Annotated in this window: 12 protein-coding genes; 9 read left to right on the forward strand and 3 right to left on the reverse strand. The window is 67.3% G+C overall.

The genetic code is table 11. The annotated features are described in order from the left end of the window. The first annotated feature begins 73 nt into the window (after positions 1–73). From JOF56_RS10895 to JOF56_RS10925, 7 genes are all read left to right on the forward strand, one after another. The gene (locus JOF56_RS10895; RefSeq protein WP_209636900.1) at positions 74–535 is read left to right on the forward strand and encodes an FHA domain-containing protein FhaB/FipA; all 462 of its coding nucleotides are present in this window, start codon (positions 74–76) and stop codon (positions 533–535) included. After that, positions 532–1947 carry a PP2C family protein-serine/threonine phosphatase gene (locus JOF56_RS10900; RefSeq protein WP_209636902.1) on the forward strand — a complete coding sequence of 472 codons (1416 nt, stop codon included), beginning with the start codon at positions 532–534 and terminating at the stop codon, positions 1945–1947. Before JOF56_RS10895 ends, JOF56_RS10900 begins: the two co-directional genes overlap by 4 nt. Further along, positions 1947–3428 (forward strand): FtsW/RodA/SpoVE family cell cycle protein, encoded by a 1482-nt coding sequence (locus JOF56_RS10905; protein ID WP_209636904.1) that lies wholly within the window; start codon positions 1947–1949, stop codon positions 3426–3428. Before JOF56_RS10900 ends, JOF56_RS10905 begins: the two co-directional genes overlap by 1 nt. Further along, positions 3425–4915 (forward strand): peptidoglycan D,D-transpeptidase FtsI family protein, encoded by a 1491-nt coding sequence (locus tag JOF56_RS10910; RefSeq protein ID WP_209636906.1) that lies wholly within the window; start codon positions 3425–3427, stop codon positions 4913–4915. Before JOF56_RS10905 ends, JOF56_RS10910 begins: the two co-directional genes overlap by 4 nt. Positions 4916–4917: 2 nt before the next feature. Beyond that, complete coding sequence (locus JOF56_RS10915; protein ID WP_209636908.1) at positions 4918–6324, forward strand: serine/threonine-protein kinase; 1407 nt, start codon at positions 4918–4920, stop codon at positions 6322–6324. 72 nt (positions 6325–6396) lie between these two features. Continuing rightward, positions 6397–8370, forward strand: a complete 1974-nt coding sequence (gene pknB, locus JOF56_RS10920) for a Stk1 family PASTA domain-containing Ser/Thr kinase (protein ID WP_209636910.1) — start codon at positions 6397–6399, stop codon at positions 8368–8370. Positions 8371–8533: 163 nt separating this feature from the next. Beyond that, positions 8534–9934, forward strand: coding sequence for a PP2C family protein-serine/threonine phosphatase (locus tag JOF56_RS10925; RefSeq protein ID WP_209636912.1), 1401 nt, complete (start codon positions 8534–8536; stop codon positions 9932–9934). On the opposite strand, the gene JOF56_RS10930 is transcribed toward JOF56_RS10925, so the two are convergent. Further along, on the reverse strand, positions 9931–10584 hold the full coding sequence (locus JOF56_RS10930; RefSeq protein ID WP_209636914.1) for an aminodeoxychorismate/anthranilate synthase component II: 654 nt from the start codon (positions 10582–10584) through the stop codon (positions 9931–9933). The two genes, JOF56_RS10925 and JOF56_RS10930, sit on opposite strands and share 4 nt — an antisense overlap. A gap of 6 nt (positions 10585–10590) precedes the next feature. Between JOF56_RS10930 and JOF56_RS10935 the strand changes: the two genes are divergently transcribed. Together JOF56_RS10935 and JOF56_RS10940 are read left to right on the forward strand one after the other, a co-directional pair. Further along, entirely contained in the window at positions 10591–11826 is a 1236-nt protein-coding gene (locus JOF56_RS10935; protein WP_209636916.1) for an APC family permease, read from the forward strand. 41 nt (positions 11827–11867) lie between these two features. After that, entirely contained in the window at positions 11868–12551 is a 684-nt protein-coding gene (locus JOF56_RS10940; protein WP_209636917.1) for an HAD family hydrolase, read from the forward strand. A gap of 3 nt (positions 12552–12554) precedes the next feature. Here the strand turns inward: JOF56_RS10940 and JOF56_RS10945 are convergent, their stop codons facing one another. Beyond that, the gene (locus JOF56_RS10945) at positions 12555–12719 is read right to left on the reverse strand and encodes a hypothetical protein (RefSeq protein WP_209636919.1); all 165 of its coding nucleotides are present in this window, start codon (positions 12717–12719) and stop codon (positions 12555–12557) included. Next, the gene (locus tag JOF56_RS10950) at positions 12719–13588 is read right to left on the reverse strand and encodes a class E sortase (RefSeq protein WP_307855032.1); all 870 of its coding nucleotides are present in this window, start codon (positions 13586–13588) and stop codon (positions 12719–12721) included. The genes JOF56_RS10945 and JOF56_RS10950 overlap by 1 nt, the downstream gene beginning before the upstream one ends. Positions 13589–13701 lie beyond the last annotated feature (113 nt).

A 13701-nucleotide genomic window follows, 5' to 3' on the forward strand; every position in this document is an offset into this window, starting at 1 on the left:
GTTCGCATGGCTTGAATACAGTCTCTGTATTCGAGCAGTGTCGGCTGCGATTTTTAGGGAGCGGTCACAACAGGTGCCAGAGCTGGTGATGCAGCTGACCAGAGCAGGGTTTCTCGCCCTGCTCTGGTTGTTCGTGCTGGCCGCGCTGCGAATCGTGCGTTCGGATCTGTACGCGGCGTCCGGCCTCAAGGTCGGGATCCCCGGGTTCCGGCGTGACAAGTCACGCAAGGGCCGTGGGGGCAAGGCCCCGCGTCAGCTGGTGGTGACGCATGGTGCGCTGGCGGGGACCAGGATTTCACTGGACGGACGGCCGATCATGATCGGTCGCGCCGACGATTCCACCCTCGTGCTGGATGACGACTACGCCTCGACGAGGCATGCGCGGATCTCGCTGCGCGGGACCGACTGGTACGTGGAGGACCTGGGGTCCACCAACGGCACCTATCTGGACCGCGCGAAGGTGACGGCGCCGCTGCGGGTGCCGCTGGGGGTTCCTGTCCGCATCGGCAAGACGGTGATCGAGCTGCGCTCATGACCCTTGTCCTCCGTTACGCGGCCCGCAGCGACCGGGGCCTGGTGCGTTCGAACAACCAGGACTCCGTGTACGCAGGACCGCGCCTGCTCGCGCTTGCGGACGGGCTTGGAGGACACGCCGCCGGCGAGGTGGCGAGCAAGGTGGTCGTGGGCGCGCTGGCGCCGCTGGATGACGACACTCCTGGGGAGGATCTGCTCGGCCCGTTGCGTGAGGCGACGCTGAGCGGCAACAACGCCATCTCGGATTTGGTACTGACCGATCCCGAGCTGGACGGCATGGGCACGACCTTGACGGCGATGCTGTTCGCCGGCACGAGGATCGGCCTCGTACACGTCGGGGACTCACGCGCGTACATGCGCCGCGGTGGCCAGTTCGCCCAGATCACGCATGACGACACGTTCGTCCAGTCGCTGATCGACGAGGGCCGGATCACCGCTGAGGAGGCGTCCAGCCATCCGCAGCGGTCGTTGCTGCTGCGCGCGTTGACCGGGCACGAGGTGGAGCCGAGCCTGACTGTGCGGGAGGCCCGCGCGGGCGACCGCTACCTGCTGTGCTCGGACGGGCTGTCGTCGGTGGTGAGCTTCGAGACGCTGTCGGAGGCCATCGAGATCAAGGATCCGCAGGAGTGCGCGGACCGGATGATCGAATTGGCCTTGCGCGGCGGCGGCCCGGACAACATCACGGTGATCATCGCCGACGTGGTGGACGTGGACTACGGCGACGACGACCCGATTGTGGGCGGCGCCGCCGGGGACGGCCGGGAGGACCCGCCGCCCCCGGATTCGTCGGCGTCACGGGCCGCGGCGATGACCGCGCAGCCCCGGCCGGAGCCGCGCAAGATCGACCAGCCCGAACCGGAGGACCCGAAGGCCAAGCGCCGCAAACGGTTGCGCGTGATCGCCATCTCGGTGGTGGTGCTCGCACTGCTGGCCGGTGGCGCGTTCACGATCCGGTACTTCGTGCTGCGCAACTACTACGTCGGCGAGGGCACCGGGCAGTACAAGGGCGAGATCGCGATCTTCCAGGGCGTGCCGGGCACGGTACTGGGCATCCCGTTGCAGCGTGAGTTGCAGGGATCGTGCGATCCGGCGCTGGAGAAGTGCAACAAACGCTTCGTCGACCAGCTCGACGAGACCGGCCGGGCGACTGTGATCGGCGGTGGCAACACCTACGGCAGCCTTCGTGAGGCACGAGAGTTCATCAACCGGTTGCGAACCGAGAACGTCCTCGATCCGTGTCCCGAAGTAACCCAGCAGAACCAGCCGGCTTCATCCACGCCAGCAGTCCCGCCGAGCCCGTCTGGCGCGGAGGGGGTCAGCCCGGATGGGGCGACCACCACCGTCGCGCCGAAGGCGACGCCTCGGCCAGGCGTGGACTGCCGGCCCGAGCACGAAGAGGGTGGCGGCGGCTGATGGCGCAACCGGTCCCCGTCGGGACGGGCCCGGCGACGGCGACCGGGCAGGGCAACGCCGCTGTGGCGCCCCCGGCCGCCCCGACCAGGCGCGGAACCGAACTGATGATGCTCGCGTTCGCCGCGGCACTCGTCACAGGCGCGCTGACCCTTGTCTCGATCAACCAGAAGCAAGAGCTGACCATCCAGATCCTCTGGTACGGCCTGGCTTTTCTGGCGTTGTTCACCATCGCGCACCTGGCGGTGCGCAAGTGGGCGCCGTACGCCGATCCGCTGATCCTGCCGTGTGTGGCGCTGCTGCACGGGTTCGGCCTGGTGATGATCTACCGGATCGACCTGGCCAAGGCCGAGAAGGCGCTGGCCACCGCGAAGAACTACTCCGCGGCCGCGCCCAAACAGGTGCTGTGGACCACGATCGCCCTGGTGCTGTTCCTGGCTGTGCTGATCCTGGTCAAGAACCACCGGGCGCTGACCAAGTACGGCTACACCACGGGTCTGGTCGGCCTGTTCGCCCTGGCGCTGCCGGCATTGCTGCCGGGCAGCATCTCCGAGCGCAACGGCGCCAAGGTGTGGGTGGCGCTCGGTCCGTTCTCCATCCAGCCGGGTGAGTTCGCAAAGATCCTGCTGATGGTGTTCTTCGCCTCCTTCCTGGTCTCCAAGCGCGACCTGTTCATGGTCGCCGGCCGCCGGGTGCTCGGGCTGGAACTGCCGCGGGCGCGTGACCTCGGGCCGATCCTGTTCGCCTGGGCGGTCGCGATCGGTGTCCTGGTCTTCGAGAAGGACCTCGGCACCTCGCTGCTGATCTTCGGCATCGTGCTGGCGATGCTCTATGTGGCCACCGAACGCCTGGCCTGGGTGGTCATCGGCCTGACGTTGTTCATCGGCGGCTGTCTGATCGCGTATTCGCTGTTCACGCACGTGCAGCAGCGTGTGGCGAACTGGCTGACCCCGATGAACAACGAGGTCTACGAACGGCTCGGCGGCAGCTACCAGATCGCGCAGGGCCTGTTCGGCCTCGGCACCGGCGGGATGGCTGGCACCGGCCTGGGCGCCGGCCGGCCGGACATCGTGCCGGAGGCCAACACCGACTTCATCACCGCGGCGATCGGCGAGGAGCTCGGCTTCATCGGCCTGGCCGCGCTGTTGCTGGTGTACATGCTGCTGGCCATGCGAGGCCTGCGTAGCGCGGTCGCGGTGCGCGACAGCTTCGGCAAGCTGCTCGGCGGCGGCCTGTCGTTCGCGATCATCATGCAGCTGTTCGTCGTGGTCGGCGGGGTGACCGCGCTGATCCCGATGACCGGTATCACCGCGCCGTTCCTGTCGTACGGCGGTTCCTCCTTGCTGGCGAACTACATCTTGATCGCGTTGTTGCTGCGGATCTCGGACGCCGCACGGCGGCCACAGACCGGCTCGCGCCCGCGGCCGGTTCAGCAGGCACCTATCGCGGAGGCCAGCACGGTGATGGTGGAGCGGCCGTCATGAACACACCACTGCGCCGGGTCGGCATCGCCATGCTGGCGATGCTGGTGTTGCTGCTGGGCAACATCACCTACATCCAGATGGTCAACGCCGACGACTACCGCGCCGACTCGCGTAACCAGCGAGTGCTGCTCGACGAGTACTCCCGGGAACGCGGCAAGATCATCTCCAATGACGGCAAGCAGTTGCTCGCGACTGTGACGCCGACCAACGACCGGTTGAAGTACCTGCGCCAGTACCCGCTCGGCGCGGCGTTCGCGACGGTCACCGGCTACTACTCGGTGCGTTACGGCGCCCGCGCCCTGGAGCGCTCCGAGGACGAGATCCTCAACGGCTCGGACGACCGGCTGTTCGTGCGCCGGCTGTCGGACATCATCACCGGCCGGGACCCGCGCGGCGGCAACATCCAGACCACCATCGACTCACGGGTCCAGCAGGCCGCGTACGACGCGATGACCGCGTCGAACTACACCGGTGCCGTGGTGGCGCTGCGGCCTCAGACCGGCGAGATCCTCGCGATGGTCTCCACGCCGACCTACGACCCGAACCAGCTCTCCACGCACGACTCCGACGAGCAGGAAGCGGCCTGGCTGTCGCTGACCAAGAAGGACGACCCGCGCAAGCCGATGATCAACCGGGCGATCCAGGAGGTCTACCCGCCCGGATCGACCTTCAAGCTGGTCGTCGCGGCCGCCGCGCTGGAGGACGGCCAGACCAAGGACACGCAGCTGACCGCCGCGAACAACGTCCAGCTGCCGGGCACGCGCACCGACCTGGAGAACTTCAACGGCGGCCACTGCGGGCCGGCCGACCAGCAGACCGCGTCACTGGAGACCGCGCTCGCGCTGTCGTGCAACACCGCGTTCGCCACCCTGGCCGACCAGCTGGGCAAGCAGAAGCTGCAGGAGCAGGCCCAGAAGTTCGGCATCGGCCAGACCGACCTGCAGATCCCGATGGGCGTGGTGACCTCCGGGCTGGGCCCGATGCCCGACAAGGCCTCGCTTTATCAGACCGGCATCGGCCAGCGCGACGTTCAGCTCACGCCGATGCAGGACGCGATGATCGCCGCCACGATCGCCAACAACGGTGTGCTGATGCGCCCGCAGCTGGTGCAGAAGGTGCTCGCCCCGGACCTGTCGGTGATGTCGGACTTCGCCGCCGACGACCTCGGCCGCGCGATGTCGACCAGCAACGCCAACACGCTGCGCGACATGATGAAGAAGTCCGAGGACAACACCAAGGGCAACGGCAAGGTCAACGGCCTTGTCATCGCGTCGAAGACGGGTACGGCCGAGCACGGCAACGACCCGAAGAAAACGCCGCCGCATGCTTGGTACGTCGCTTTCGCTCCGGCAGACAACCCTCAGATCGCCGTAGCCGTCCTTGTTGAGAGTGGCGGCAACCGCGGGCTTGCGGCGACCGGTGGTTCCGTGGCGGCTTCGGTCGGCCGGGCCACCATCAACGCGCTGCCGGGAATCGGAGGTAGGTGAGCATGCTGACGTCGGGGCTGCTGCTCGCCGACCGGTATCGGTTGGTGCGGCGCATCGCCGTTGGCGGCATGGGCGAGGTATGGGAAGCCGCCGACACGCGGCTGGACCGTGCCGTCGCCGTGAAGGTGCTCAAGTCCGAGCTGTGCGGCGACGCGGAGTTCCTGCACCGGTTCCGGACCGAGGCCCGGACCATGTCCTCGCTCAACCACCCCGGCATCGCCTCGGTCCACGACTACGGCGAGACCTCGTCGTTTGCCGACGGTCCGCAGGACACCGCGTACCTGGTGATGGAACTGGTCGAGGGCGATCCGCTGGCCGCGATCCTGGCCAGGGAGGGCCGGATCAACGCCGAGCGCACGCTCGACATCCTCGAACAGGCCGGGCTGGCGTTGCAGGCCGCGCACTCGGGCGGCTACGTGCACCGGGACGTCAAGCCGGGCAACATCATGATCACCCCGGCCGGCGTGGTGAAACTGACCGACTTCGGCATCGCCAAGGCCGCGGACGCGGCACCGGTGACGAGATCGGGCATGGTGATGGGAACGGCGCACTACATCGCGCCGGAACAGGCGTTGGGGCACGACGCCGAACCCGCGAGCGACGTGTACTCGCTCGCGGTGGTCGGCTACGAGTGCCTGATGGGGCACCGCCCGTTCCTGTCGGAAAACGCCGTGACGGTGGCAATGATGCACATTCGTGACATTCCGCCGCCGTTGCCGCCGGACGTCCCGCCGGGTGCGCGGGCCGTCATCGAGGCGACACTCGTGAAAGATCCGCGCCAGCGCTACAGCAACGGTGCGGAGTTCGCAGCGGCCGTCGCCGCAGTTCGTGCAGGCCGCCCGCTCCCGACGCCGTCGGGCGTGATGATGGCCGCCGCGCACACAGGCAGTCATCCTCCGATCGGTGCCGTGCCACCGCCGATGGTCGCCGGAACAGGCCCGTTTCCAGCGCCGCCCAAGCCGCCGCGGCGCAGCAGCCGGGCCTGGTTGTGGACGTTGCTGGCGTTGCTGCTCGCGGCGCTCGTCGTGCTCGGGATCTGGGCGATTCCCAAGCTGACCGGTGCCAGGACACCGGCTCCGGGTACCCCCAATCCGGTGGGCAACTCCATCGAGGGCGACTCCGGGGTGCGGTTTCCTACCGACGGCCCGTCGTACGGCGAGCCGAGTGGCCAGGGCCGCCCGGGACAGGTACTGGTAAAGCCCAGCGAGCTGCTGGGCTACCCCGCCGAAGTCGTGGCCGAGCAGTTGCGGGAGTCTGGTCTGCGACCGGACGTGCGGTCGCTACCGTTGACCCAGGTGTCGCAAGACCTGCGATCGTGCTTGGTGACGGGCGTGCGGCCGAACGGACAAGTGGAGCGAGGGTCGAGAGTGACCGTGGAATGCAGCCCGAACGGGCAGGCACCTGGCTGAAACGCCCTGGCGATCAAGCAAGAGCGGGCATGATGGGAACGAGACGTTGACTAGGAGCGGGACTACGCAGCGATGACGACACCGCGACTGCTCTCCAATCGCTATGAGCTGGGCGAGACGCTCGGCTATGGCGGCATGTCCGAGGTTCACAAGGGCCGTGACGTCCGGCTCGGTCGTGACGTCGCGGTGAAGGTGCTGCGTGCCGACCTGGCAAGAGACCCGCAGTTCCAGGAACGCTTCCGGCGGGAGGCTCAGAACGCCGCCGCGCTCAACCACCCCGCCATCGTCGCGGTGTACGACACCGGCGAGACCCGCACCGAGTACGGCCCGTTGCCCTACATCGTGATGGAGTACGTCGACGGCCGGACGCTGCGCGACATCGTCAAGGGCGAGGGTCCGCTGCCCGGCCAGCGCGCCATGGAGATCATGGCGGACGTCTGCGCGGCACTGGACTTCTCCCACCGGCACGGCATCGTGCACCGGGACGTCAAACCGGCCAACGTGATGATCACCAAGACCGGCGCGGTCAAGGTGATGGACTTCGGTATCGCCCGCGCGGTGCACGACGGTCAGGCGGCCGTCACGCAGACCGCGGCGGTAATAGGGACCGCCCAGTACCTGTCGCCTGAGCAGGCGCGTGGTGAGGCCGTTGACGCCCGCAGTGACGTCTACGCCACGGGCTGCGTGCTGTTTGAGCTACTTACCGGCGAGCCGCCGTTCACCGGCGATTCCCCGGTCGCTGTGGCCTACCAGCACGTGCGGGAGGACCCGCGCAAGCCGTCACAGCTCAACGGGCGAGTCAGCCCGCAACTCGACGCGATCGTGCTGAAGGCGATGGCCAAGGGAGCGGCAAACCGCTACCAGTCGGCCGCGGAGATGCGGATGGACATCGTCCGCGTGCTGTCCGGCCAGCGACCGGCCGCGCCGATGGTGATGACCGACGACGACCGCACGGCGATGATGGGCATGGGCCAGCAGACCCGTGTCAACGACGCGCCTCGCGGCAGGCACCGTCCCGACGCGATGGTCGACGACTACGACGATTACGACGACGGTGAGGAAGAGCGCAAGCGTAAGCGCCGCAAGGCCTGGCTCACCGCGCTGATCACATTGCTCGTGGTCGCGGTGATCGTGCTGGGTATCTGGCTGGTGACCAAGCTGCTCGGCAACGAGAACAGCGGCGCGGAGTTCGTGGACCTGCCGAACGTGTCCGGCCAGCAGGAGGTCGCCGCCCGCACGGCGCTGCAGAACGCCGGATTCGACGTGAAGGTCGAAGGCCTCAAGTGCGAGCCGCCCGGCCCGGGACAGGCTCCGCCCTGCACGGCCGAACAGGTCAACATGGTCGTCCGGCAGGACCCGCCCAGTGGCAAGGCCGCCAAGGGCACCTCTGTGACGATGTACGTCGGCCGCAGCGCGTCCACCGTCAAGATCCCGGACGTCAAGGGTAAGTCCAAAGAGGACGCCGCGACCACGCTGCAGGGTCAGGGTTTCACCGTCTCCCCTGAGGAGGCCACCGACGACGCCACCGACCCCAAGCTGGTGGGCAAGGTCATCGCCACCAAGCCGGGGATCGGCGTGGACGTGGCCAAGGGCAGCTCGATCGTGCTCGTGATCGGCAAGACCCCGGCCCAGCAGGACGTCACCAACGTGATCGGCCAGGACTTCAACTCGGCCAAGACCAACCTGGAATCCGACGGCTTCAAGGTCAACCGGACCGATGTGGACTCCGATCAGCCCAAGGACATCGTGACCGACCAGACGCCGAAGAGGGCCCGGCCGGGTGCGACGATCACGTTGAAGGTCTCCAGGGGCCCGGCCGAGCAGATCACCATGCCCACCCTGATCGACCTGACCGAGCAGCAGGCCCGGGATCGGCTCAGGGAGCTGGGCTGGACCGGTCAGCTCAAGGTCAACGAGGTCAACGTGGAAGAACCACAGGACTTCAACAAGATCACTGGACAAGACCCCGGGCCTAACTCCAAGATCGCCAAGGACGCTTCGATCAACGTCAATGTCGCCAAGAAAGTCGGCGGCAACACACCCTGACGCCTCTCGTGTGATCCATGGTTTTGTATGTTGTTGCCCCCGAGATCTCGGCCTGGCGGTACCTGGACGGTGAACGTCCGGAAAGGCGGACAACAGTGGTTGGGCGACTTCGCACAGCGGCTGACAGCACAATGGTTGGCTTTGTCGAGAGTCCACGCCGGCCATGACTCTCGCTATCAAGTACGCAGCACGTAGCGACCGCGGGTTACACCGGTCCAACAACGAGGACTCGGTGTACGCCGGGCCGCACCTGCTCGCCATCGCGGACGGGATGGGCGGGCACGCGGCCGGTGAGGTGGCCAGCAAGGTGGTCATCGCCGCGCTGGCGCCCCTGGACGAGAACGTCCCGGGTGACGACCTGCTCGGCAAGCTGCACGAGGCGGTCGTGGCCGGCAACGACACGATCGCCGAACTGGTGAACCAGGATCCGGACCTGGAGGGCATGGGCACGACGCTGACCGCCATCCTGTTCGGCGGCGGCCGGCTCGGTCTGGTCAACATCGGGGACTCGCGGACGTATCTGCTGCGCGAGGGCCAGTTCAGCCAGATCACCCGCGACGACAGCTTCGTGCAGTCGTTGCTGGACGAAGGCCGGATCACGCCGGAGGAGGCGCTGGTCCACCCGCAGCGTTCGCTCGTGCTTCGGGCCCTGGTCGGCCACGAGACGATCGAGCCGACCCTGCAGGTCCGCGAGACCAAGGTGGGCGACCGGTACCTGCTGTGCTCCGACGGGCTGTCGGACGTGGTCGGCTTCGAGAAGCTGGCCGAGACGATGCAGATCTCCGACCGCCAGTCGTGCGCGGACAAGATGATCGAGCTCGCCCTGCAGGGCGGCGGGCCGGACAACGTGACCGTGATCGTGGCGGACGTCGTGGACGAGGAGCCTCAGCTCACGCAGGCCTTCGGCCCGGGCACCGACAACCACATGCACCCGGTGGCCAACCCCAACACCTCGCCGCCGCGCCCGCCGGTGATGCAGCCACCCCCACAGCCGCCTCAGCAGCAGATGCAGCAGCCGCCGGGATCACCTCAGGCCAAGAAGAAACGCGGCCGCAAGATCGCGATCCTGGCCGCGGCGGCCGTCGTCCTGATCGCTCTCGCCGGGGCAGGCGTGCGGTATCTCGCGTACACCAACTACTACGTCGCGGTCGGTGACGCCGGTGAGATCTCGGTCTTCCAGGGTGTTCGTGGCACCGTGTTGGGGTTGGAGCTGCACCGCAAGGTGGAGGGCTCGTGTCCGCCCGGGCAGCCGGCCTGTCAGCCGTTGAACGTCAGCGCGTTGCCCGAGGCGGACAAGACCAAGGTGAACGAGGGCCTGCCCGTCGCGAACCTGGATGCCGCCCGGTCGACCATCGACACGTGGCGCGACCAGAAGGTCCAGCCCCAGTGCCCGCAGACGAGCACCACGCTCGCGCCGACGACACTGCCCGGTCAGACCACCACAACGACGACCACGGCAACGACAACAACGACCACCACAACAACCACGGTGGCCGACACCAACATCCCGAACTTCCCCGGCGAGACGACCACCACGACGAGCGGCCAGCCGGCAAACTGCTAGCGCAGCACTGCGGCCTCGGTCAGGGAACGCATCCCCTGCTCGAGTTCGGTCACCTTGTTGTCCGCAACAGGGTGACCGCAGGTGCCGAGCCAGTTCGCCAGCATCCGGTGCCCGCCGTCGGTCAGCACCGACTCCGGGTGGAACTGCACGCCCTCGACCGGCAGCTCCCGGTGGCGCATGCCCATCACGATGCCGGTCTCGGTCCTGCCGGTGACCTCGAACTCGTCGGAGATGGTCTCCGGCAGCACGGTCAGCGAGTGGTACCTGGTCGCCGTGAACGGGTCAGGCAGGCCCTTGAGCACGCCGCTGCCAGCGTGATGCACCCGGCTCGTCTTGCCATGCAGCAGCTCGGGCGCCCGATCCACGGTCGCTCCCCACGCGACTCCGATTGCCTGGTGGCCCAGGCACACACCGAGTACCGGCAGCTTCCGCGCTGCTGCCCGCTCGATGACGCTGATGCTGTGCCCGGCGCGCTCAGGCGTGCCCGGGCCGGGGCTGACGAGCACACCGTCGAAACCGTCGAGTGCCTCGGAGCCTTCGAGATCAGGTGAGTCATTGCGGCGTACGACGCACTCGGCACCTAGCTGGGCCAGGTACTGGACCAGGTTGTAGACGAAGCTGTCGTAGTTGTCGACCACCAGCACGCGCATAGGACCATGCTATGCGGGTGCGGCGAGCGCCTGTCCACATGTTTTGATCGCGTCGTGCGTGAACGGCTCGTTCGCCAGCTGGGGCTCGTGGATGCCACGACCATCGGCCTAGGTTCGATGCTCGGTGCAGGCGTGTTCGTCGCGTTCGCACCTGCCGCTGCAGCCGCGGGGTCCGGGCTGCTGGCGGCTTTGGTGGTCGCGGCATTCGTCGCCTATTGCAACGCGTCGTCGTCCGCGCGGCTGGCGGCGAGGTACCCGGAGTCGGGCGGGACGTACGTCTACGGCCGCGAGCAGCTCGGCGAGTGGTGGGGATTCGCCGCGGGCTGGGGTTTTGTGGTCGGCAAGATCGCCAGCTGTGCGGCGATGGCACTGGTCTTCGCGTCCTATGTGGCGCCGGGATACGAGAAGCTGGTCGCCGTCGGCGCGGTCGTTGTGCTGACAACTGTGAATTACCGGGGAATTACCAGAACTGCGGCGCTGACCCGGGTGCTGCTGGCGATCGTGATCGTCGTTCTGACCACAGTCGTCGTGCTGGGATTGCCGTCCGCGCACTGGCGACCGGTGGCGTGGGACGCGGGCGGGATCCTGCAGGCGGCCGGGTTGTTGTTCTTCGCTTTCGCCGGGTACGCGCGGATCGCCACCATGGGTGAGGAAGTCCGGGATCCACGCCGGACGATTCCCCGGGCGATTCTCGCCGCGCTCGCCGCCGCGGTGCTGATCTACCTGGTCATCGGCGGAACTGTGCTGGGCGTGCTCGGGCCGGAACGACTGGCCCTGTCGTCCGCACCGCTTGCGGATATGTTGGCACAGACTGGAAATCCGAGTGTGATCGCGCGGGTCGGTGCAGCGGCGGCAAGTTTGGGCGCGCTGCTCGCTCTCATCGCCGGCGTCGGCCGGACGTCGCTCGCGATGGCTCGCAACCGTGACCTGCCTTCCGTGTTCGCCGCCGTCCATCCGCGCTTTTCCGTGCCGCACAAGGCGGAGATCGCGGTCGGGGTTGTCGTTTGTGGACTGGTTCTGGCTTTCGACGTGCGGGGCGCGATCGGGTTCTCGTCGTTCGGCGTGCTCGTCTACTACGCGATCGCCAACGCTTCGGCGTTCCGGATGGACAGATCCTGGGTCGCGGTCGCCGGATTCGCCGGTTGCGTCGCGCTCGTGGCGTTCCTGCCGTTGAGTTCCGTGCTGATCGGGCTTGGCGTGTTCGCGGCGGGTCTGCTGGGCCGGCTGGCGCTTCGCCGATAAAAGTGGTGCGGCCGTACCACTTTTATCGTAGCCTTCCGCGTGTGAAACGAGTGCTGATCTTCGACGCGGACGACACTCTCTGGGAGAACAACGTCCGGTTCGAGCGCGTGATCGACGACTTCCTCGGCTGGCTGGCCCATCCCACGCTCGCCAAGGCAGAGCTGCGGCCGATCCTCGACGACATCGAACGCGCCAACATCGTGACCGTCGGCTACGGCAGCAAGGCCCTGCTGCACAACCTGAGGGAGACCTTCGAGCATCTCTACCAACGGCAGGTGACCGACGCCGAGAGCAAGCAGATCGAGGAACTGGCGGTGACGCTGATCGACCACCGCATGGACCTGATCGAGGGCGTGCCGGAGACACTCGCCGAGCTCAGCGGCCGGCACGAGCTGCTGATGATGACCAAGGGCGCGGTCGACGAGCAGCAAGGCAAGATCGACGCATCGGACCTGGCCAGGTACTTCAGCGGCATCCACATCGTCGCCGAGAAGGACCTCGCCGCCTACCAGGCGGTCGCCGACGAGCGCTCGCTCGACGTGGGCAACACCTGGATGATCGGCAACTCGCCGAAGTCGGACATCCTGCCCGCACGCGGCGCCGGGATGAACGCCGTGTTCATCCCGAACGTGCACACCTGGGTGCTCGAGGAGGACGAGCTGGACCCAGCTGACTCAGGCGTTCTGCACCTGTCGCGGTTCACCGAACTGCTGGACCACTTCTGACTGCTAGCCGCCGTCCTCGGTGGTGATGTTGTTGAACGGCAGCCACGGCTCGACCCAGGGGAAGATCACGAACAGCAGGAGCGCGATCACGCCGAGCACCAGCACGGCCGCGATCGTGACCCGGACCGTGAGCGGACCCGGGATGTGCCGCCAGATCCACCCGTACATCAGTCGTTCTCCTGCAGCTCAGGTGCTGGCTCGCCCGGTTTGGCGGGGTCCTTGGCCCACTGGCGGTCCAGCACGGCGTGCACGATCAGGCGCTGCGCGTCGGAGAACTGAGGGTGACAGGTGGTCAGCGTGAGCAGGGCGTGCTCCGGCTTCTGACCGGTGGCGTACGGGATCGGTGAGATGACGCCGCCCTGCTCGGGCTTGACGATCTCCTGGCCGAGCGTCTTGGTGTACGGGCCCGGTAGCGGCTCGACGTTCGCGCAGCGCTGGTTGCCGCTCTTGCGAGCCGGCCAGCTCTTGACCTCGTCCTTCATCGGCAGCACCCGGTAGACGAACCAGCTGGCCTGCGTCTCCACAACGATTGCGTCACAGGATTCGAGCAGATCCAGGTCGTTGAACGGGGCGCCCTTGCCCACCCGGTGCCCGGCGACCGCGAAGTTGCCCAGGTCACCGGGCAGTGCCGTGCCCTTGTAGTGGCCGGGGCCGGCCTCCAGGGTCTTGTCGCTGGTGCCTTCCAGGACGGTGAAGTGGAAGTCCGCGCCGAACTTGGGGATGTAGAGCTTGGCGAACCCCTTGCCGTCCTCCAGCTCGACCTTGTTGGTCCGTTCGCCGCCTTCGACCGTGTCGGACGCGGGCGGCTGCCACCGGTTGTCCAGCGCGGCCTCGGCCTCACGCTGCTTGCCCGCGGAGAACAGGTCGGTGATGTAGAGCTCGTAGACCACGAACAGCAGCACGATCAGGCCTGCGGTGATCAGCAGCTCCCCGATGTTGCGCACCACGTTGCGGGCCTTGTCGCCAGGCTGAGGCGGGCCTTCTTCCAGGTCGCCGTACAAGCGCCCGGAGCGGTGGTCACCCTCATGACTTCCCACACGTACTCCCCTGGTGGATCGCCAGCCTTTTCGACTACGTTAACGTGTTCCTGCGGCGGCAGTTGCGCACGTCTCCTCTGCCGCCGTATTCGCACGCATAACGGCCAGGCGAG

Source organism: Kibdelosporangium banguiense, from assembly GCF_017876405.1.
GTDB lineage: Bacteria > Actinomycetota > Actinomycetes > Mycobacteriales > Pseudonocardiaceae > Kibdelosporangium > Kibdelosporangium banguiense.